Raw genomic sequence first — 18095 nt, forward strand, 5'->3', positions numbered from 1 at the left:
GCGCGTGATGACTTCCATCTAGCAATTCGCCAATGCGAATTGAGCGCTCGAACACTTCCCTATCTCCCGTAGGGTAAACAGTGCAAGCGGTTAGGCAGGTCTCCTGGCTTTTGGATCATCGCTCCATTTACACCTTCCCGATCCTTCAGGATCAGTGGCATTTTTTCGCAAATGGAACTCTCTCATTACAGTGGCGGGACCGCGTCGGATTCTCACCGACTTCCCTATTAAGTCTACCAAATCTGGCTGGCAAACACCTTACCGCATCAATATGTAGTTGGTAAAACTTACTTTACCTCAATATATCGTAGGAGTCAAGCTCAGTATGGGCTCTTTTCGAAAACTAACTATTCTCCTTTTTCGGCTATTGCCAATCTCTGGTTCTCGTTCATATAATAGATTTTGTGCGTGCTGGTTAGCCTTGGGGAGATTGGAGAGTAGCCTTCATGAAAAGCACCGACTATCAACCTGTCGTCATTCCTCGTTCATACAGTAAAAACATGACCTATCAAGAGCGAGACTATCACATTTTCGTAAGTATACCTGCTGATCCCGCTCCGGAATCAGGTTTTCCCGTCATATATTTGCTAGACGGCAACTCTGTTTTTGCCACCATGACCGAAGCGATACGGATACAATCACGTGGCCCTGAACGAACTGGTGTGTATCCTGCTATCGTCGTCGGGATTGGCTATCCAACGGAGGGTCCGTACCATCCTGCCCGTTTCTTTGATTACACATATGAAGTTCCAGCCTCAGAGCTTCCTTGCAACCCAAGTGGTACAGAGTGGCCTCAGATGGGGGGAGCGGAGCAGTTCCTCACCTTTTTGGAGGAGGAGCTCAAGCCTAGCATTGAAAATGACTTCCCCATCGATCGGACGCAGCAAGCGATTATTGGACATTCGCTAGGTGGCTTGTTTGTTTTGCATGTACTTTTGACCAAACCACATGCTTTTCAACGTTATATAGCTGGCAGTCCCTCGATTCATTGGAATGAGAGCGTGCTGCTTGCGAAGGAGAGTCAATTACCGAAGCTGCTGACAGATGATCTCGACGTCCATGCGCTCCTCACCATTGGGGAGTTGGAAAACGATGGCCGGTTCTTGGTCAAAGAAAAATCCCTGGCGATGGTCGAACGATTATCCTCCATGGGTAAAGGTCAAATCAAGGCTTCCTTTAAAGAATTTGCTGACGAAAATCATTCGTCTGTTTTGCCAGTCCTCATTAGCTATGGACTCAAATTCGCTACGAAAAAAACTGCCCGCTAAAAACGGGCAGTTTTTGTTTATCATGATTTGCTTACTGTAGTGATAACACTCTGGTGATTTGGGGCAGCTCTTCGATGGCGGAAACAATCGTCGGTGTAATCTCTTCATCAGTCACAGAGACAAGCAGGGCATTCTTCCCTTTTTGCTCGCGCGATACATTCAACTTGGAAACATTGATTTCATACTCGGCCAGTTTTCGTGAGACATCATAAATCACGCCTGGATAATCGATATGGTGAACCAACAATCCATGGGCCCCTGGAGGTATGCGACACGCACAGTAGTTGATTTCACTGATGTACACTTCTCTCCAGTCTTGCGCAAAGGTGTACTTGTTCGCTCCAACACGCAAAATCGCCAAATGATTCGCATATTCGCCGGAGCTGTGTTGGACAGGAACCTTCATTCCGAGTCCTTCCACTAGCAGTGTTGCGATTTCCTCTTTATTCTCATGAGCAAGAATACTTAATTGTGCACCCGCTAACTCTGGCTCGAGTCTTCGAATCAGTTCAGCCAGCTCACGCAGTCCAGCATATTGGGTCATGTGATGCCTTCACTCTCCCAGTCAGGTTTATCCTTGTTATTACGGTAGAATCCATGCTTCCGGCTCTTTCTTGATGGAGGATTCGTTATCGGCACGATACCAAGCCGTCAACGTTTGCCCATCTTTCGTAAAGTGGATTCGGTAAATGGTATTGCCTTTTCCGCTGTTGGTAAAAGGACTTTCCTCCAGCGGAACCGCTGTCACTCCACCCGCGTTTACAACCCCGCCGTTCTCCTTGATGACGTTTTGGATCGTCGCCATATGCTCTTTACCCATGGAGGCCATCCCGAAATAAGAGATGATCGCCAAGAGAACTGCTCCCGCCAAAAATGAAACGATAATCACTTTTGATTTTTTCGTAGCATCCACCGAGTGCTTCCCCCGTCTATGTCTATCTTAGTTCTCTTTATCGACTAAGCGTACCTTGTCAATCGTCCCTCCACCCAAGCATACTTCTCCATCGTAGAAGACAACAGCCTGACCAGGTGTCACTGCTTTTTGCGGCTGATCAAATACAACTTCTACGTTGCCATCCTCCAGCAGGTGAACGGTTACTCCCTGATCTGGCTGACGATAACGGAATTTGGCTGTACAAGAAAACGTTTCGGAAGGCTTCTTATCACTGACCCAGCTCACGTTGGTCGCCAAGAGACTCTTCGAGTACAGGCGGATATGATCAGAGCCTTCACCAACGATCAGGACATTCCGTTCCAGATCTTTGTCTACAACAAACCAAGGCTGTCCGCTCGTGCCATGACCTCCGCCAATCCCTAAGCCTTGTCGTTGACCCAATGTATAGTACATCAGTCCGTCGTGCGTACCGATGACTGCTCCATCTACGGTCTCAATATTTCCTGGTTTGGCAGGTAAGTAGTTTTGCAGGAACTCGCGGAAGTTGCGCTCCCCAATAAAGCAGATCCCAGTACTGTCCTTCTTTTTCGCTGTATAAAGTCCTGCTTTCTCTGCAATCTCCCTTACTTGCGGTTTCGGAAGATGACCGATCGGGAACATCGTTTTGGAAAGCTGTTCTTGGCCCAGTACATTCAAGAAGTAAGTCTGATCCTTGTTGTTGTCAGCGCCGCGAATCAGCTTGTACTCGCCATCGATGTACTTGACCTGCGCGTAATGGCCGGTAGCAATATAATCCGCCCCCAGATCCATGACCTTGGCGAGAAGCTCACCGAACTTGATTTCACGGTTGCACATGACATCCGGATTCGGTGTACGTCCTCGTTTATATTCATCCAAGAAATACTGGAATACCTTGTCCATGTATTCTTTTTCAAAGTTTACCGTGTAATATGGAATGCCGATCTGTTCACAGACGCGCCGGACATCCTGGAAGTCTTCTTCCGCCGTGCAGTGGCCGAATTCATCGGTATCATCCCAGTTTTTCATGAAGATGCCGATGACGTCATATCCCTGTTGCTTAAGCAGGTAAGCCGTCACGGAGGAGTCGACTCCGCCGGACATGCCGACAACGACGCGTGTATCTTCTGGTCGCTTCATAAGTCTTTCTCCTCTTATTCAATTTGTCCCCTTACAGATTACCATGTTTCGCAAAACAAATCATGTTTTGTTGCACTTTTGCCCGATAGAATGAAAAAACGCCTGACGCATAGGTGGCGCCAGACGTTTGATAGCAAGGTTATGCCTGCGAAGATTCATCCTTGATTTCCGCGCGATATCCCTCGATGCTTTCTTCACGACGCTGATTTTTCGCTTCGAGGGTTGATTTTTCCTCTGCAGAAATCTCTCCAGCATGAGCCGTCAGGTAATCTTCGGACTCACGAATGTTCTCTTCCGTATTGGAAATCATCTGTTGAAGTTTTTCTGCGTTGTCAGAACGGTCATCCGGCTTCGCCATAATCGATACGCCTCCTACAAAGGGTTATATTCAACACCTTTACCATTGTGCGCCAATCATGGTTTCTTTATGTACCCGTGTTATAATAGAAGAAACGGATTAAACGAAAAAGAGGGTTTCACCTATGGCTTCCTTAGATTTGTTGGAAAGAAAGCTGCTTCGGATCATCTCTGATACAGATCCAGTCCGCCTGAAACGTCAATGGGTGAAGGGACAAAAGGTACCGGAATCCGAAGTGGAACAGCGCATGCGAATCGATCTTCTCTTGCGCAGACTCGACAAGCTCCCTGAGGCTAAGCGCCAAGAAGTGCTTGCGCTACTCAAGTGGTTTAGCTGGTAGAAGATTAGCGGATGGACGTTCCCAGACGCCACTGATCGTCTATCCGATTCATTTTCTTTATATCCACAATCGCATCATGATTCAGCGGTCCATAGATGTGTGGATACAGCAACCCGTCCTTCGCAGCCTCGTATTTGACTTCCGAAGTCGTTTTTGTTTCATCGACAACGAGTACATACAACTCCTCGTCAAACTGTGCATAGACGCGGTTTGCTACCTTTTCAAGCAGCTCGTCACCTTTCGTCGCGTGAATAAAGCCTTCCTGCTCGTAATCGCGCGGCAAGTAGTGATCCTTGTCCATCCACTTTTCCCAGTATGCTTTTGGCACCATGCAGTAAATAATATTGTCTTGCATGTTTCTCCTCCGGTTTCGATTATTTTTTTGGCATTGCTTTGTTTAGGTGACGCATAGCTTTATCATAGAACATCTGCTCCATTCGTCCCTGATCATATCGCCATTGAACGAAGTTACGCAGAGAGTGCAAATCCACCCAGGCATCCTTTGCTTGCGGATCGCGGTCAGGTACCTCACCCGTTATTTCACCATCGTAGACAAGCTTCGCCATCTCAGTTGGATGCATACCGATCTGATAAGCGATTTGGTGCAATGCTATTTTCATGGAATCTCCCCTTGCTGTTCAAGGATACATCTTCTCTTCCGTCTATTGTCTATTGTGCCAGTCTTTTCGAATGATGCCAAGCCCCTAGCCCTACTCCCAAAGGATGTACCTTCCTCCCTTGCGTTTTGCTACAATGAACAGAGAATTTTAAGGAAGGGGCGGTATTCCATCATGTCAAAGCAACGAAATCAACCACGAAAGAAATGGTTCCAGCGAAAACGCATCTGGATTCCCCTTCTTTTCATCGCTTTCCTCTTTCTAGGCAACAGCTCTTATCTTGCAAAAGAGCCAGAAGGCGAGCCTTTTTTACTTGCTCACCGCGGGATGGCACAAACCTTTCATATGGAGAACATCACCAATGAAACTTGTACGGCGGAACGGATTTATCCACCGGAGCATCCGTACCTGGAAAATACGATTCCGTCCATGCAGGCAGCTTTTGATGCAGGTGCGGACGTCGTCGAGCTGGATGTACAATGGACCAAAGACAATCGATTCGCCGTGTTTCATGACTGGACGCTCGACTGTCGGACAAATGGCACCGGTGTCACGAGAGATTATACCTTGGCCGAATTACAACAACTCGACATTGGCTACCATTATACTGCGGATGAAGGGAAAACCTTCCCCTTCCGTGGAAAAGGGATTGGCATGATGCCCTCTCTCGATGATGTGCTACAAACATTCCCTAATCGCTCACTGCTTATCCATATCAAAAGTAATGACCCACTCGAAGGGAAAGCGTTGGCGGATGTTTTGGCGGCATTGCCTGCAAAACGAGTGGCACAGCTCTCTGTTTATGGCGGTGACAAACCAATCGAGACATTGAAACAACAACTGCCCCAGCTGCGTGTGATGTCTATGGCGACAATGAAAAGCTGCCTGATCCCGTACATAGCAGCAGGTTGGTCCGGATATGTACCAGAAGCCTGTGCACAAACCCAATTGCATATTCCCGATCAGATTGCCCCATGGCTCTGGGGTTGGCCGAATCGGTTCATGGCAAGAATGGAAGCAAAAGACACACGCGTGATCCTAGTCGCAGGCAGTGGAGATGTGTCGCAAGGCTTTGATGTTCCGACTGATTTAAATCGGGTGCCAGAAAGCTTTACAGGTGGAATATGGACGAACCGGATCGATCTGATTGGTCCAGCTTTTCACGAAAACGTAGAAAAATAATGAAACGGTTCTCAGACATATTCGTATATACTTATACGGAATAGACTTCCAACCTAACTAGGAGTGATTGATATGCTTAAGAAGCTTTTGAAAAATTTACTCGGTAATCACTCATCTTCGCATAAGTACCGGAAATACAGCAGCAGCGATTACAAACACCGCAGAAAGTATAGCTCTAGCAATCGGTACGGACATTCCCATTACGGCAGCTCTCATTATAAAAGAAAGCACTCCAGCCGTAGCTTCTTCAGCAGTTAAACAACTGTTTCACCAATGATTAGACAGCAAAACTCCGCTTATGCTAGCGGAGTTTTTTCATTATGCTCTCATGTCGCCTTTGAATCTACCCATAATAATGGTGTTGTAGTAATTGCCATCAGAAAGGACCTTGTCGTTTTTGAGTACCCCTTCGATTTCAAAACCAAACCGTTTGTACAACTCAATTGCCTTCTCATTCGTTTCCATTACATTCAACGTCATTTTGGTAATGTGGTTGGCGTCTGCCCAGGCAACCGATTCTTGCAAGAGATTCTTCCCAATGCCATAACCCCAGAACTCTTGTAAAACACATACACCAAACTCTACTTTGTGGGCAAATCTGTTTAAGTAAACGCCTGCACATCTGGAAAACCCGACAATCCGATCTTGAGTAACAGCCACTAAAAACAAATTTCTTGCACTTTCTGCATCCGTTTTGATGATGTGTTCGAATCCTTGCACATCGATGAAAGCCTCCCCTCTTTCTCTGTCCAAATTTTCAGTCTCACCATCGATTTGCAGTCGCAGTTCCGACATTTGTTGTGCATCTGTCTCCATTGCAGAGCGAATCGTGTAGGATAACCCGTTCACAGAAAGTAGTTGTTGGCTGATGATCATCATTTTCTCCTATTGGTAAAATTTTGGTCTTTCATCTTATCACAGGTAGGGGTCTTTGTGAATCTTCTCTATTTCTAAGGATAAAGAAAAAATCATATTGTGTTTACATAATATTTATTATGTCCATTTATACGACATACTGAGGATATGCTACAATAAGGAAAAGGAGCGTGTTCGCATGAATTTTTCCAAGTCATTTTATTATACGGTCGACCATTCCAAGGTAGAGGAATATAAGAAGATGCTCGATCTCATGAAAATCCCCTACATCGTGGAAGCACCGATTGTCTTGCTGAATCAAGGAGCGAATGAATACTCCTTCGTTTTTCCTAACATGTCAGGTCGCCTTTATGGAATGGTGAGCAAGTTATTTCAAGCGGATGGAAAGCCGTATTTGAAGAATGAAACATAGGCAAAAAAAAGGACCCAATGATTGGGTCAAAATAGGAAGTGGAGAGAATGCATGCTATGTTATATATTCTAACATCAAAAATTCGAATGTCAACCAAACTTTCGAATTTTCTGCGTTTTCATGTTAGGTTTTGTGACACATTCTCTTCTTTGTGCAAAGAAAGGAAAGAAGCCTTACGATGAGTCGATTTTCATGTAAGGTTTCTATACGTTCCCTTATGCATGTACATTGATAATTTTCTCCATCTCGATCCATTGACTACCCGTTTGGTTTGCTAATTGAACACGTCTCGCCTTTGGGTCTACCCATTTGACCACACCCCACATGCTACAGGTATTCCCCCGCTCCCCCTCAAAGGACACACACCAGCTCACATTCAAGGGGTAATTCTCTCTTGCAGAATCTCGCAGCATGTACATAAATGCCTCTCTTTCTTCGTTCGTTACTTCAAGATTGCCGTTAGCCACACCTTTCCACCCGCCTACCTACGAACATTTGTAATCCAGATACCCATCCTCTGTGGGAAATTGTATTTACATTATAGGGAATACGAACATAAGTTCGCAACCCTTTTTTCAATATTGTCCTGCCAAGTCGCACAAATTGCTTTATTTAGGAAGAATCTGTAAGAAAAAAGCCGTTTTCCCATTGGTCTTGGAAAACGGCTCTTGCTTTTAGCTTGATAGTTCCTGTGGTTGATGCTGCGGTCTTTTCTCGACCAGCTCCAAAAACTTTCCGAAGGTAGAAGCGAGTATTTGCTGAAAAAGCATACCGAGAACAACAGGAAGAGCAACTGGCGCCGGAAAGTACGTGATTGCCATAACTGCCCCTGCACTAATGTTTCGCATTCCACTGTTGAAGGTTAACGTGACAATCACATCACGTTCCCATCCGAATAGCCTTGCGATCCCCCATCCCATTACATAACCTGAAATGGCTACTACGAGTACGAGGACCGCCATTCCTACCAGTTTAGCATCCATCATATGAAAGTAAGATGAGACCATCGAGCTGTTGATGGCGACGACAACACCCATACCCATCTTGGAAAATGGCGCTAATTTTGGTGCCAGCGTTTTTTTGACGTTCCCTTTTGACAAATGATTGAGCAGCATTCCCACAAGAGATGGCAACACGATCATATAAAATAAACCCTTCATCAGCTCTGCCAAATCCATCTCGACGGTAGCCCCCAAAAACAAGGACATCCCCAACGGAACAATCAGTGGGGAGAGCATCGTATCCAACAAAATAATGGATAGCGTCAGTGCGATATTCCCGAAATAAATCGATGACCACAAAAAGCTCGTGATCCCTGTGGGAATTAAGGCAGCCAACAAGAAGCCCGTGATGACATGGATATCATCTGGATAAAACAACCGCGCCATCGACCAAGCAACAAGCGGCATTAGTGCATGGAGAATCAACAAGTTGACGATTAAGGGGAGCGGTCTGGTCAGTACTTTTGCAAATTCTTTAAATCCTGAACCCAGACTGCCGGTAAATGTCATGAAGGCAAACACCCAAGGAGACAAAAAAGCAAACGGTTGCAAATGTGTCCCGGCTATTACACCAATAGCAACACTACTCGGCGTTAGTATGGGCATGATTTTCTCAAGCAATCGATTCAGTTTGGCTAACCCGTTCATTTGATACACCTCAAGTCTCGTCCTTTGATGCTAGTGATGTGAGGTATGTTATCATGAACAGATTATTGTTACAAGACCAAAGTTCATTATTAGATTGCATACGCATCATTTATTCGCAATTTCACCTTGCATACTTTCGAGCATGGGAGTAAAGCCTATGACGGAAAGGAGGTATTTTATGAACGGAATGGATTGGGTAGAATTTATCCGAAAAACCGAAGATAAGATGTATCACCTCCATCGAGCAATAGATGGAATCTGCAATGATCCCGACTATAAGGAATCCGTTACGACCTTGACGGAAGTGGTAAGAGATTATCAAGTCCTTGTGGAAAAAGCCAAGGGTGAATTACGCGGCATCGACCTCCATCGAGATCGAGAACGCGCTCATCATTACGATCATGATCACCACTAGCTGATATAGACTCCCAGCCAGGGAGTCCTTCTTCGTTCGTTAATCACAGAATTTTCATTTCGTTTTAATCATTCCGTCAAAACAATCAACAAAAACCTCACTCTACCCATGCAGTGTGTGAGGTTTGGGAAATTGGCTAGCCCTTCATTTTCTTTTCCAATTCTTTTAAGGATTTCTTCTTCTGGCATGCCTCTTTTACATCGGTTGGCCACCGTTCGTCACTCAGCCTTTGCAAATCTTTTAATAATCGCTTGTCAGCTGTCACATGAATATTGGCATCTGGGAAGGCCTCTTTTAATTTCTTTCCGACTTCTTTTTGAATCGATTCCAGCTTGAACCGATTAAAATTCGTTACTTGAATAGCCACATCGAGCTCTTTATCGATTTGCACAACCACGATTTTGTCTATACCCTTCACGCTAGCCGTAATCGATCTCGCTCGCTCTTCCCATTGATAATGTCTGACGGGAACAGGCATGCACAACGGCTCCGCTTCCGCTTTTTGCTTCGTTTCTGTACCAGATTTCTTCGTTTCAGTACCAGATTGCTTCGTACATCCCGTTACGGTTAAAGCAAAAGCCAGTGTCAGCACCACGAAAGTTGCCCGCACACAAAACACCTCCTGACCAAAATCAACTGTTACTAGCTTGACCTTGAACGGAGGAAGTATGTAAAGAAAAAAAGCGGTGACTCCTCTGCATAATTTGAGTCACCGCGGACCCCAAGAACATTGCAAGTCCTATTTACAAGGATATTAAAAATCGCATCGAAACGCGATAGGAGATAACTGGATATAACACAGAACAAAAAAAAAATCCCAACCAACAAAAAGTGGTTGGGGCGTACGGGGTAGTACGCGTATGTCATACGTGAATGATATAATCATATAGGACTTGTTTTCTGTTGACAACGAGCAATAATAGGTACATTTACCTATAGATGGAATAAAAAAATGGCGCCGACTTAGACTGCCTCAATTAGTCGGACGCGTAGAATAGAATCCCCAAGGTTGGATTATACTAGCTAGCTTGGATTACTTTTCTATTATCATGAAAATTCAGCGTTCACGCTATGCGAAAATAATGGTAACAGGTGAAAATCTTACCTATAAAGCTTGATCGACCATAGAATCTCTCCGCTGAAATGTGTTCATTGTTACAAAAAAACCAACCAGATGTTGCTAATCGTGTTATGATATCCCTGTAAATTCTTGAGGAGTTGAGATCATGAATAAAGAGCAATGGACAGCGGTCGATCACTATTTTACGGATAAATTACTGGAAGCCGATTCCGTTCTAGACACAGTTCTTCAAGAGAACGCAGCTGCAGGCCTTCCAGCTATTGATGTGGCACCCAATCAAGGTAAATTCCTTCATCTGTTAGCACGGATTCAAAGCGCTCGTTCGATCTTGGAAATTGGCACTCTCGGTGGATACAGTACCATCTGGCTAGCCCGCGCACTCCCCGCTGATGGTCGTCTCATTACTCTTGAATATGATCCAAAGCATGCAGAAGTTGCACAAGCGAATATTACCCGCGCAGGACTGGATCAGATCGTAGAAGTGAAGGTCGGACTTGCCCTTGATTCTCTCATCCAACTGCACAAAGAAAATCAGGGCCCGTTTGATTTTATTTTTATCGATGCAGATAAAAAAGGAAACCCCGACTATTTCCAATGGGCATTAAAGCTCTCTCGCAAAGGTACTGTGATTATCACGGATAACGTTGTACGAAGTGGTCAAGTCGTGGACGAAACAAGCACGGATCCCAATATTGTCGGCGTGCGTCAATTCACCGATTTGGTAGCTGAAGAGCAGAGTGTCAGTGGAACCGTTGTACAGACAGTTGGCAGCAAGGGCTATGATGGATTTGCGATCATGCTTGTCACTGAAGAGAACTAGTCTTTTTCACTTTCAAAGGTTGTAACGAGTAGGAGTGTGTACATCTTGTTTAGGTTGGGTTTACCTAGCTTTATGCTCATTGCTAATGTCATTTTGGTTCTCACGGTACTGTCGTTGATTATCAAAGTGTTGGTGAAGAGAGAGTAGCTGATGTTTTTGGAGGTGCTTTTCCTTGGAGCCATTACATGATCAGTCCCTTACTTTACGAGAAGTAACAGAGGCAGATCTCCCTATATTTTTCACCCAGCAATTGGACAAATCTGCTCATGAGATGGCCGCCTTTACTGTCAAGGACCCGGAAGATAGAGACGGATTCACCGCTCATTGGACAAGGATTTTGAACAATGATTCGATTGTGAAAAAAGCCATTGTCATGAATGGGCAGATTGTCGGAAATGTTTCGTGCTTTGAACTGTTTGGCTTGCCTACGATTGGATACTGGATAGACAAAAGCTTTTGGGGCAAAGGAGTCGCGACAAATGCACTTACTCTCTTTTTAGAGGAACTCCGAACACGTCCTGTATATGCGCGTGTCGCCCATGACAACATCGCGTCCATTCGTGTGTTGGAAAAAAACGGTTTTCAGCCTTTCGGTGTAGATCGGGCATTTTCGGAAGCACGAGGCGTAGAAGTGGAAGAACTTATTCTGATTAAACACACATGAGGTCTGAAGCGCTTACCGTGAGCGCTTCTCCTCTTTTTATCCAACGATCATTTCTAAATCGAAAGGGAACATCCTATATGCAATCAACGATCTCTACCATGCACTTAGAAACCGAACGCCTCATCATCCGTCCTTACGCAGAAGTTGATTTGATGGAATCTTTTGAACTCATGCAAAACCCAAAGTTGTTTACCTGGCGTTCTCGATTTTCTGACTCCAGAAAAAGAGCTCTATGATTTAATCGGACGGGATTATTGGGGGAACGGCTACGCTTTTGAAGCTGCCTCCGCTCTTACTGCGTACGCATTTGATGTAATCGGATTGGATCGGTTGTACGCAAAAGCACACCCAGACAATAAAGCATCGCGGCGCATCATTGAGAAACTCGGCTTCTCGTTTGAACGCGTTTTGGATGGCCTGACCGGGGACGACGAGGACTGCAACGGTGAGTGGTTGTATGTTTTGACGAAATAAACAAGCCATTCATTCAAAAGCTTCGTCAAAATCTTCCTACATGTGTTATAATAAAAGAACAGTATTCTCTTCTAACGGAATTTCTGAATAACCCACACAATTACATGCGGTAGTTCTAAAGATGATCCCCTGAATCAACGAGGATCATCTTTTTTGTTCTTTCTAGTAATTATCACATGACGAAAGGTTGTAGATGATATGGAAGCATTGCCTTGCCAAGGCTGTAAAGGATTGTGCTGTGGTCCTGTTCCCATTACAGAGAAGGAATTTAAAATGATATACAAGAAATTGAAAGCGTTTCCAAAAAAGCTCCGTGACGACCTGGAAAATCAACCGAGACTGTTTGGGACTTGTATCTTCTACGACATGCAAAAAGATCAGTGTGGCATTCATAGCGTTCGACCGGAAGTGTGTCGCGCTTTTGGATATCACAGAGACCTTGTCTGTTTTCGTAAACCAGAATTGGCAACGAAAGAAACGCTGACCTTCAAGGAGAAAGCGATTGGGTATTTGAGTATTGATATTACTTGGAAGCATTTTTAAAGAAAGGAGCTATAAGATGTGCGGTTTTGGTTTGAAAATTAGTTCCAGACTCAACGTCAGCATGAAGCAAAACATGGATCTCAACTGAATAGTAATGTTATAGACAGCCTCATTGAACTATACTCGTCTTCACCCTCTAGACTTGATACGCGATAAAAATGCCGAAGGAGGCAATTTATGTTGAGGAAGAGTACAAATGCAGGTAGAAGATCTGCAATTATGACTGGGGTGTTATTAATAGCCGGATTGATTACAGGTTTATTTAGTGTTGTTCCTGTAATTGATGGAGCAGACTACCTTGTCATGGCTTCTTCAAATGAGAATCAGGTACTACTAGGCGCATTTTTTCAATTGTTGATGATTGTTGCCTATGTGGGTATTCCTATTTTGATGTATCCGTTGTTAAGTAAGCATCATAAAAGTTTAGCTCTCGGATCTGTTGCTTTTGGCATCATTGCGGGCGTGTTCATTATTCTTGGTGTAATCATTCTTCTGTTGCTATTGTCAGCAAGCCAAGAGTTTGCAAAAGTTGGAACTTTGTATGCAATGTATTTTCAGACACTGGGTGAATTGTTGCGGGAAGGACGTGATTTGGTAAACCATGTGGCAACGACACTGGCATTTGTTCTGGCTATGTTCTTGTTCAACTACATATTTTACCGAACTACATTAGTTCCACGTTGGTTGTCAGTCTGGGGTCTAATTGGGTCAACATCGTCCATATTGGCTAGCTTATTATTTATGATTCGCTTCATCGGGCTGGATACAACCTACATGATGTTGAACATTCCAATAGCCTTTCAACAATTGGTTTTGGCTATATGGCTAATCATTAGAGGTTTCAACCCCACGGAACAGGATTCTGTAACCAATTAAAATACGTGTTTTAGTGCTAAAGAGCGAAACAATGGAGAAAGGGATATCTCAAAGCTTTCACTTGAGACATCCCTTTTTCTTTTACACGCATTCACGCATCCCTTTACTCCACACTTGCCAACACGCGCTCCAATGCATCCAGCGCCTGCTCCGCATCGGCACCATCCGCAGTCAAGACGACCGATTGTCCTTTCGACACCGCGAGGGACATGACGCCGATAATACTCTTCGCATTCACCTTCTTCTCATCCTTGTTCAATCCGATTTCACTGGAAAAGGAAGCTGCCACTTTCACAAACAAAGAAGCCGGACGCGCGTGTAATCCCTGTGCCAACTGGACGATGACCTGTCTCTCTCTCATTCGATTCACTCCTATCCCTTTCTCATTAAATTGCTATAGGCCTTCTATAGCCGTCAGCAGTTCTTCTACTTGATCCAAACGAGTCAATCCCGTTTCCTTGTCCACGATGGATGTATAAATATGCGGTATGACCTGCTTTGCACCTGCTTCGAGGCATACCTCCACAATCGGCCGAATCGAAGCAGCATCGATCCCGCCAGTCGGCTCAAAAACGGGAATCCCGTAACGTACGGCTGCTTCTGCCATCGCCTTGATTTCATTCAGCCTTTCCAGTCCGTCAACTGGATAAAATTTGACCGAGTGTACACCAATCTCCGCCAGCATCGCGGCGGCTGCATCGCAAGACAGCCATTCTGTAACTTTGTTGCTCATTGGTCCCGTGGTGACGTGAACCTTTCCTGGTTGACCACCAGGGGCAATCAATGCATTCACGATCGTATGTGAGTTGCCGACTGCCTGTAGCCCGCCGAGCGTATAGCCTGCTGCCGGAAATACCTGATTGACGTGATCCGGTTGGGTCTGCACCGCGACTTCTGCGACCTTTTTCCATTGCGTAGGATCACCTGCGCCCAGCCCTACAGACACGGGTACACCTGCTTGCTGGTATTGTTCAACAGCCTTTATTGCTGCTTCTACGGACGCAAATCCTTTGACCAAGATCCCGATTAGAGCGCGGCCATCAGCGACGGCACATATTTGTTTTGCGTTTTCTACATCCCTTGCCAAAACGTTTAAACGAATTTTCGGTGTGCCCACTTTTGTTATTCTCCTTCTCCCTGTTTTTGCAGCAGTTCCTTTATTCGCGCTGCAATGATGTGTTCTTGCCCTTCGTGAAACGGTCGTGGATCAAAGGCAATCACACCCGTATTCACATAGTGGTTACGGGTAAAAATAGCTGGATTTCCTTGCTCCAGTTGGCGTGTAAGCTCCCGAGCCGTCATTCCTGCCACTCGTTCGTCAAGCTGAACTTGCACTCGATAGATCGACCTGCCTGCCTCATCCTGTGCGATCACTGCTTTCACACCGGGCAAGCTGTTCAGTTCTCCAGCCAGCCACTCCACTCGCCTGCGCTGCTCGGGAGCATTTTGCTTTTCGGGGTCGTACTGTCCAAGCGCTGCAAGCAAACCCGCAATGGCTTCCTTGCCTACCTTCATGGCACGACCGACGCCTTTATATTGCGCGCGGCATGCGGCAATCAGATCGGCACGCCCTGCGATAAAGCCTGACGTTGGTCCGCCGATTGCTTTTCCGCCACTGTAGATGACAAGATCGGCACCCATCGCCACGTAGCGCCGCAGATCCTCCTCCGCCGCCGCGTCAACAATGACCGGAAGTCCAAACTCCCGACCGAGTTGAATCATCGCGTCTAGCGATTGCATCCCTTTTTGAATCGCATGGTGAGATTTGACATAGAGCAGTGCTGCGGTCTGATCGTCAATGGCTTCTCGCAAATGCTCTGCTTCTACGTGATTGGCATGCCCGACCTCTACGACTTTCCCACCGCCCAGTGCAATCATCTGTTGAACGGAAGCGCCGAAGTGCACCGCGTGTCCTTTTTGGATGATGATCTTGTTATTCAACCCTTCGGAAAAAGGAAGCCGCTCGATCATACTCAGATGGCACCCTGCTATGACTGCCGCTACACTAATAGCAATGCCGGCAGCTGCTCCTGAGGTAGGACAACCGTCTTCTGCACCTGTCGCCTCTGCGATATGATGACCTGCCACAATCATCAGCTCACTGATTTCTACATAATCCATGGCGGCTTCTCCCATGGCCTGTGCGATAGAAGGATGGACGGCACTAGCACCCAGTGCCGTCATCTTACCGCTTGCGTTTATGACTTGCTTCAACCCTAACTGCTGATAGATTCCCATGGTTTGCCCATCCTTCCTGTGAAAACTCTTCTCTCTATCCTCATTGTGTCGGAATCGGGAAAATGGCGCCAAGAATCATGGCTCCGATAATCGCACCTCCTGCAATCGGTTTGTTGTAATAGTAGAAAATCGCTGCTCCTGCTGTTGCGCCGAGTCCAACTGGAATCGAAGCCATAATCGCAGAAATGATGATCAATGGGCCTAAGTAACGCCCAGCAGCGTTTCCGGCTCCCATCATGACATCGGCACCAAAGGTGGAGTTCGATGCGTTGATCGTATACTTCCGAATCAAAATAATGACGGTACCAATGATGAAGCCCAAGAGCGCACCTGTCGCCAGCGCCAAAGGAAAGGAAGTCAACGGAGCTGTGAATCCCGCTCCCAACATCAACGCTGGGACGCCAATCCCGATACCTGTTTGCAACGAACCGCCAATATCGAGAATCCCAACCAGCGGCCCCTCCAAAACACGAGCAAACAAAAAGCTCGCACCAAACGCAGCAGCTGCACCATAGCCGCCACCCTTGATCCCCGCCTCGAGCATCGCAACGATGGCGATATCGTTAAAAGCACCGACATGATACACATAGTAAAGATGAGTACCCGCAAAGATTCCCGCAGACAAGCACGCCACAAAAAGCGGAAATGCCCATTCTGAATACCAAAACCCTTTTGCTTGCAATTCACCCATTACTTTTTCACCACCGATCCAAATGTTTCGTGAAGCTCTATCAACCACTGTGGAATTTCCACGTACATACTCTTCAAGAGCGCGACATCAAAACCGCGGAAGAAGCCACTGAATACAAACAAGAGAATGACTGCAATAAACATGGATTTGGTAATTTTGTTCCAACCACTGTCGTCCAGGCCTTTCCCGATCAAAATACCCAAGACGATTCCAGGCACCGCATTTCCCATGACCAAGTGAGACAAACCACCCAAGACCGTTCCCCAAATCCCTGTCCGTTTGCCTGCATCCATCGCCGCCATCCAGAACACAATCGGCATGATCGGGTTGATCAACCAGTTCGCAGCCGGGACCAGTACCTTCGTCGCTACGAGCTGCATCGATTCGGGAATCGCCGTTGCAGTGGAATTCAACACAGTGACCACGACGACACCAACTGCTGCTCCGGCAATCGCCATTTGCTTCGGATTGTGCAACGTCTCCGCGACATTCTTGTTGCGCCAGAGCAACACGGCCGCCGCCCAGTTCGGGATAACGCGATGATCCACATCTTGCGTCAACGCACCCGCACCAACAACAGACGCCCACGAGTTAAACAAAAAGCCAAGACCAAATGAAAAGTGGGAAATGGGATCGCCCGCACACGCGTTCAGCTCTCCAAAAGTCCGGAATGCTCCCATCCCCTGTACATTGGGTGCATGGAACATCCTCGCTGCCCCCGCACCAACACCGAAGCCGACCAATGCCCCGATGACAATCGACTTCAACACAATCATCAACGTAACCACTGAACCTACCCCCTGTCTCTTTCTATCGCTGACGAACCAACTGCCCTATACCCGCATTCTGCTCGGTCTGCTGCTGAAACGTTATATTTTCTACATGGATTAGACCCAGCCTCACTTGAATCTCTGCGGTGATGTCATACCGCGTCCGTTTGCGAGGGAAGAACAATCCCAAAAATCGCTCATGCTTGACTGTTTCTGTCGCCGACACAATGGAAACCCCTACAGGTTCGATTCGCACGACCAAATCACTCGTCTGTCTCGCCACAACGTGCTTGATTTGGGAAAAAATCTTGTTGAAGGCTCCTTCTTTCGTATCGCCACTCCCGGATAATCGCAAGGTCTGCGTCGTCTCCGTGTACATAGATTACTTCCCTCCCAGCTTGATGTATTCTTCCACCATGCGCCTGCCCAGCTCTTCTGTATCCATGAAGCCAAAGCCAATCACTTTTTTTCCGCTACGCAAGGCAGTAATACCAGCATCTACGGAGCGCAAGCCGTACTCGACCGGAAAACCATACTTGGTCTTGGCAGTGAGTGCCCCAGCCCCACCACTTCCGCAAAAGGACAGCCCGAGATCTGCACTCTCACTGACCATGACATCTCCTACCTTCATATCCGCGCCAACACCTGGAATGACGATCGCGGTCCCGCCAGCAGCTTCGATTCCTTTTGCAATGTTCTGTCCTTTTCCGAGACGATCACCAATCACGATTTTTACCTTAGACATATCCAAAACCTCCCTATATTCAC

The 18095-nt window shown here is 46.3% G+C and carries 28 protein-coding genes and 1 riboswitch; of the genes, 11 read left to right on the top strand and 17 right to left on the bottom strand.

Annotated features, from left to right (window positions below):
• Positions 1–75 precede the first annotated feature (75 nt).
• A riboswitch (cobalamin riboswitch) is annotated at positions 76–276 on the bottom strand.
• Positions 277–446: 170 nt separating this feature from the next.
• Positions 447–1268, top strand: coding sequence for an alpha/beta hydrolase (locus FO446_RS15645; RefSeq protein ID WP_237898475.1), 822 nt, complete (start codon positions 447–449; stop codon positions 1266–1268).
• Between the two features lie 31 nt (positions 1269–1299).
• Here FO446_RS15645 and FO446_RS15650 read toward each other — a convergent pair whose 3' ends face one another.
• The 4 genes from FO446_RS15650 to tlp form a co-directional block, all read right to left on the bottom strand.
• Positions 1300–1812 carry an ACT domain-containing protein gene (locus tag FO446_RS15650; protein WP_173607773.1) on the bottom strand — a complete coding sequence of 171 codons (513 nt, stop codon included), beginning with the start codon at positions 1810–1812 and terminating at the stop codon, positions 1300–1302.
• A gap of 39 nt (positions 1813–1851) precedes the next feature.
• Positions 1852–2181: a hypothetical protein gene (locus tag FO446_RS15655; RefSeq protein WP_173607774.1), complete on the bottom strand. Its 330-nt coding sequence runs from the start codon at positions 2179–2181 to the stop codon at positions 1852–1854.
• Positions 2182–2208: 27 nt separating this feature from the next.
• Positions 2209–3321: a tRNA 2-thiouridine(34) synthase MnmA gene (gene mnmA / locus FO446_RS15660; RefSeq protein WP_173607775.1), complete on the bottom strand. Its 1113-nt coding sequence runs from the start codon at positions 3319–3321 to the stop codon at positions 2209–2211.
• Between the two features lie 139 nt (positions 3322–3460).
• A complete protein-coding gene (gene tlp, locus FO446_RS15665; protein ID WP_173607776.1) occupies positions 3461–3679 on the bottom strand; it encodes a small acid-soluble spore protein Tlp in 219 nt (72 codons plus the stop codon).
• Positions 3680–3803: 124 nt separating this feature from the next.
• On the opposite strand from tlp, the gene FO446_RS15670 reads away from it, so the two are divergent.
• Positions 3804–4019, top strand: a complete 216-nt coding sequence (locus FO446_RS15670) for a hypothetical protein (protein WP_056487845.1) — start codon at positions 3804–3806, stop codon at positions 4017–4019.
• Between the two features lie 4 nt (positions 4020–4023).
• Here the strand turns inward: FO446_RS15670 and FO446_RS15675 are convergent, their stop codons facing one another.
• Positions 4024–4374 (bottom strand): DUF952 domain-containing protein, encoded by a 351-nt coding sequence (locus FO446_RS15675; protein ID WP_173607777.1) that lies wholly within the window; start codon positions 4372–4374, stop codon positions 4024–4026.
• Between the two features lie 19 nt (positions 4375–4393).
• A complete protein-coding gene (locus FO446_RS15680) occupies positions 4394–4639 on the bottom strand; it encodes a hypothetical protein (protein WP_221868543.1) in 246 nt (81 codons plus the stop codon).
• Positions 4640–4810: 171 nt separating this feature from the next.
• Here FO446_RS15680 and FO446_RS15685 point away from each other — a divergent pair, with 171 nt between their 5' ends.
• Positions 4811–5818 (top strand): glycerophosphodiester phosphodiesterase family protein, encoded by a 1008-nt coding sequence (locus FO446_RS15685; RefSeq protein WP_237898477.1) that lies wholly within the window; start codon positions 4811–4813, stop codon positions 5816–5818.
• 72 nt (positions 5819–5890) lie between these two features.
• Positions 5891–6076, top strand: a complete 186-nt coding sequence (locus tag FO446_RS15690) for a hypothetical protein (protein ID WP_083994995.1) — start codon at positions 5891–5893, stop codon at positions 6074–6076.
• Positions 6077–6136: 60 nt separating this feature from the next.
• Here FO446_RS15690 and FO446_RS15695 read toward each other — a convergent pair whose 3' ends face one another.
• Complete coding sequence (locus FO446_RS15695; protein ID WP_237901069.1) at positions 6137–6694, bottom strand: GNAT family N-acetyltransferase; 558 nt, start codon at positions 6692–6694, stop codon at positions 6137–6139.
• Between the two features lie 178 nt (positions 6695–6872).
• Between FO446_RS15695 and FO446_RS15700 the strand changes: the two genes are divergently transcribed.
• Complete coding sequence (locus FO446_RS15700) at positions 6873–7106, top strand: hypothetical protein (protein ID WP_173607780.1); 234 nt, start codon at positions 6873–6875, stop codon at positions 7104–7106.
• A gap of 215 nt (positions 7107–7321) precedes the next feature.
• On the opposite strand, the gene FO446_RS15705 is transcribed toward FO446_RS15700, so the two are convergent.
• Both FO446_RS15705 and FO446_RS15710 read right to left on the bottom strand, forming a co-directional pair.
• The gene (locus tag FO446_RS15705; protein ID WP_173607781.1) at positions 7322–7573 is read right to left on the bottom strand and encodes a YolD-like family protein; all 252 of its coding nucleotides are present in this window, start codon (positions 7571–7573) and stop codon (positions 7322–7324) included.
• A gap of 207 nt (positions 7574–7780) precedes the next feature.
• Positions 7781–8755 (bottom strand): bile acid:sodium symporter family protein, encoded by a 975-nt coding sequence (locus FO446_RS15710; RefSeq protein WP_237898479.1) that lies wholly within the window; start codon positions 8753–8755, stop codon positions 7781–7783.
• 178 nt (positions 8756–8933) lie between these two features.
• Here FO446_RS15710 and FO446_RS15715 point away from each other — a divergent pair, with 178 nt between their 5' ends.
• Positions 8934–9170, top strand: a complete 237-nt coding sequence (locus FO446_RS15715; RefSeq protein WP_047067384.1) for a hypothetical protein — start codon at positions 8934–8936, stop codon at positions 9168–9170.
• A gap of 136 nt (positions 9171–9306) precedes the next feature.
• Here the strand turns inward: FO446_RS15715 and FO446_RS15720 are convergent, their stop codons facing one another.
• The gene (locus tag FO446_RS15720) at positions 9307–9780 is read right to left on the bottom strand and encodes a YhcN/YlaJ family sporulation lipoprotein (RefSeq protein ID WP_237898481.1); all 474 of its coding nucleotides are present in this window, start codon (positions 9778–9780) and stop codon (positions 9307–9309) included.
• A 616-nt stretch (positions 9781–10396) separates the two neighbouring features.
• Here FO446_RS15720 and FO446_RS15725 point away from each other — a divergent pair.
• The 5 genes from FO446_RS15725 to FO446_RS15745 all read left to right on the top strand — a co-directional run bounded on the left by FO446_RS15725 (position 10397) and on the right by FO446_RS15745 (position 13628).
• Positions 10397–11071 carry an O-methyltransferase gene (locus FO446_RS15725; protein ID WP_237898483.1) on the top strand — a complete coding sequence of 225 codons (675 nt, stop codon included), beginning with the start codon at positions 10397–10399 and terminating at the stop codon, positions 11069–11071.
• 172 nt (positions 11072–11243) lie between these two features.
• Positions 11244–11735, top strand: a complete 492-nt coding sequence (locus FO446_RS15730; protein WP_237898484.1) for a GNAT family N-acetyltransferase — start codon at positions 11244–11246, stop codon at positions 11733–11735.
• A 162-nt stretch (positions 11736–11897) separates the two neighbouring features.
• A complete protein-coding gene (locus FO446_RS15735) occupies positions 11898–12209 on the top strand; it encodes a GNAT family N-acetyltransferase (protein WP_229088077.1) in 312 nt (103 codons plus the stop codon).
• Between the two features lie 198 nt (positions 12210–12407).
• Positions 12408–12752 carry a YkgJ family cysteine cluster protein gene (locus tag FO446_RS15740; RefSeq protein ID WP_232772984.1) on the top strand — a complete coding sequence of 115 codons (345 nt, stop codon included), beginning with the start codon at positions 12408–12410 and terminating at the stop codon, positions 12750–12752.
• Between the two features lie 177 nt (positions 12753–12929).
• Positions 12930–13628 carry a DUF4386 domain-containing protein gene (locus FO446_RS15745; protein ID WP_221868546.1) on the top strand — a complete coding sequence of 233 codons (699 nt, stop codon included), beginning with the start codon at positions 12930–12932 and terminating at the stop codon, positions 13626–13628.
• Positions 13629–13731: 103 nt separating this feature from the next.
• On the opposite strand, the gene FO446_RS15750 is transcribed toward FO446_RS15745, so the two are convergent.
• Genes FO446_RS15750 through FO446_RS15780 form a run of 7 tightly spaced genes read right to left on the bottom strand, consistent with a single transcriptional unit; the run spans position 13732 to position 18072 of the window.
• A complete protein-coding gene (locus FO446_RS15750; protein WP_173607789.1) occupies positions 13732–13989 on the bottom strand; it encodes an HPr family phosphocarrier protein in 258 nt (85 codons plus the stop codon).
• Between the two features lie 33 nt (positions 13990–14022).
• Entirely contained in the window at positions 14023–14745 is a 723-nt protein-coding gene (locus tag FO446_RS15755; RefSeq protein ID WP_173607790.1) for a KDGP aldolase, read from the bottom strand.
• Positions 14746–14750: 5 nt separating this feature from the next.
• On the bottom strand, positions 14751–15866 hold the full coding sequence (locus tag FO446_RS15760) for a DgaE family pyridoxal phosphate-dependent ammonia lyase (RefSeq protein WP_173607791.1): 1116 nt from the start codon (positions 15864–15866) through the stop codon (positions 14751–14753).
• A gap of 40 nt (positions 15867–15906) precedes the next feature.
• Entirely contained in the window at positions 15907–16557 is a 651-nt protein-coding gene (locus FO446_RS15765) for a DUF4310 family protein (protein ID WP_173607792.1), read from the bottom strand.
• Positions 16557–17345 carry a DUF4311 domain-containing protein gene (locus tag FO446_RS15770; protein ID WP_047067408.1) on the bottom strand — a complete coding sequence of 263 codons (789 nt, stop codon included), beginning with the start codon at positions 17343–17345 and terminating at the stop codon, positions 16557–16559. Before FO446_RS15770 ends, FO446_RS15765 begins: the two co-directional genes overlap by 1 nt.
• A 22-nt stretch (positions 17346–17367) precedes the next feature.
• Entirely contained in the window at positions 17368–17706 is a 339-nt protein-coding gene (locus FO446_RS15775) for a DUF4312 family protein (RefSeq protein WP_237898485.1), read from the bottom strand.
• Positions 17707–17709: 3 nt separating this feature from the next.
• Complete coding sequence (locus FO446_RS15780) at positions 17710–18072, bottom strand: glycine-rich SFCGS family protein (RefSeq protein WP_007727312.1); 363 nt, start codon at positions 18070–18072, stop codon at positions 17710–17712.
• Positions 18073–18095 lie beyond the last annotated feature (23 nt).

This window comes from Brevibacillus brevis (genome assembly GCF_022026395.1).
Lineage (GTDB): Bacteria > Bacillota > Bacilli > Brevibacillales > Brevibacillaceae > Brevibacillus.

What these genes read in the sequence shown, in the direction of transcription:
- FO446_RS15645 (WP_237898475.1), top strand. Translation starts at nt 447, where the DNA reads ATGAAAAGCACCGACTATCAACCTGTCGTCATTCCTCGTTCATACAGT.
- FO446_RS15650 (WP_173607773.1), bottom strand. Translation starts at nt 1,812, where the DNA reads ATGACCCAATATGCTGGACTGCGTGAGCTGGCTGAACTGATTCGAAGA.
- mnmA (WP_173607775.1), bottom strand. Translation starts at nt 3,321, where the DNA reads ATGAAGCGACCAGAAGATACACGCGTCGTTGTCGGCATGTCCGGCGGA.
- tlp (WP_173607776.1), bottom strand. Translation starts at nt 3,679, where the DNA reads ATGGCGAAGCCGGATGACCGTTCTGACAACGCAGAAAAACTTCAACAG.
- FO446_RS15670 (WP_056487845.1), top strand. Translation starts at nt 3,804, where the DNA reads ATGGCTTCCTTAGATTTGTTGGAAAGAAAGCTGCTTCGGATCATCTCT.
- FO446_RS15675 (WP_173607777.1), bottom strand. Translation starts at nt 4,374, where the DNA reads ATGCAAGACAATATTATTTACTGCATGGTGCCAAAAGCATACTGGGAA.
- FO446_RS15680 (WP_221868543.1), bottom strand. Translation starts at nt 4,639, where the DNA reads ATGAAAATAGCATTGCACCAAATCGCTTATCAGATCGGTATGCATCCA.
- FO446_RS15685 (WP_237898477.1), top strand. Translation starts at nt 4,811, where the DNA reads ATGTCAAAGCAACGAAATCAACCACGAAAGAAATGGTTCCAGCGAAAA.
- FO446_RS15690 (WP_083994995.1), top strand. Translation starts at nt 5,891, where the DNA reads ATGCTTAAGAAGCTTTTGAAAAATTTACTCGGTAATCACTCATCTTCG.
- FO446_RS15695 (WP_237901069.1), bottom strand. Translation starts at nt 6,694, where the DNA reads ATGATCATCAGCCAACAACTACTTTCTGTGAACGGGTTATCCTACACG.
- FO446_RS15700 (WP_173607780.1), top strand. Translation starts at nt 6,873, where the DNA reads ATGAATTTTTCCAAGTCATTTTATTATACGGTCGACCATTCCAAGGTA.
- FO446_RS15710 (WP_237898479.1), bottom strand. Translation starts at nt 8,755, where the DNA reads ATGAACGGGTTAGCCAAACTGAATCGATTGCTTGAGAAAATCATGCCC.
- FO446_RS15715 (WP_047067384.1), top strand. Translation starts at nt 8,934, where the DNA reads ATGAACGGAATGGATTGGGTAGAATTTATCCGAAAAACCGAAGATAAG.
- FO446_RS15725 (WP_237898483.1), top strand. Translation starts at nt 10,397, where the DNA reads ATGAATAAAGAGCAATGGACAGCGGTCGATCACTATTTTACGGATAAA.
- FO446_RS15740 (WP_232772984.1), top strand. Translation starts at nt 12,408, where the DNA reads ATGGAAGCATTGCCTTGCCAAGGCTGTAAAGGATTGTGCTGTGGTCCT.
- FO446_RS15745 (WP_221868546.1), top strand. Translation starts at nt 12,930, where the DNA reads ATGTTGAGGAAGAGTACAAATGCAGGTAGAAGATCTGCAATTATGACT.
- FO446_RS15750 (WP_173607789.1), bottom strand. Translation starts at nt 13,989, where the DNA reads ATGAGAGAGAGACAGGTCATCGTCCAGTTGGCACAGGGATTACACGCG.
- FO446_RS15760 (WP_173607791.1), bottom strand. Translation starts at nt 15,866, where the DNA reads ATGGGAATCTATCAGCAGTTAGGGTTGAAGCAAGTCATAAACGCAAGC.
- FO446_RS15765 (WP_173607792.1), bottom strand. Translation starts at nt 16,557, where the DNA reads ATGGGTGAATTGCAAGCAAAAGGGTTTTGGTATTCAGAATGGGCATTT.
- FO446_RS15775 (WP_237898485.1), bottom strand. Translation starts at nt 17,706, where the DNA reads ATGTACACGGAGACGACGCAGACCTTGCGATTATCCGGGAGTGGCGAT.
- FO446_RS15780 (WP_007727312.1), bottom strand. Translation starts at nt 18,072, where the DNA reads ATGTCTAAGGTAAAAATCGTGATTGGTGATCGTCTCGGAAAAGGACAG.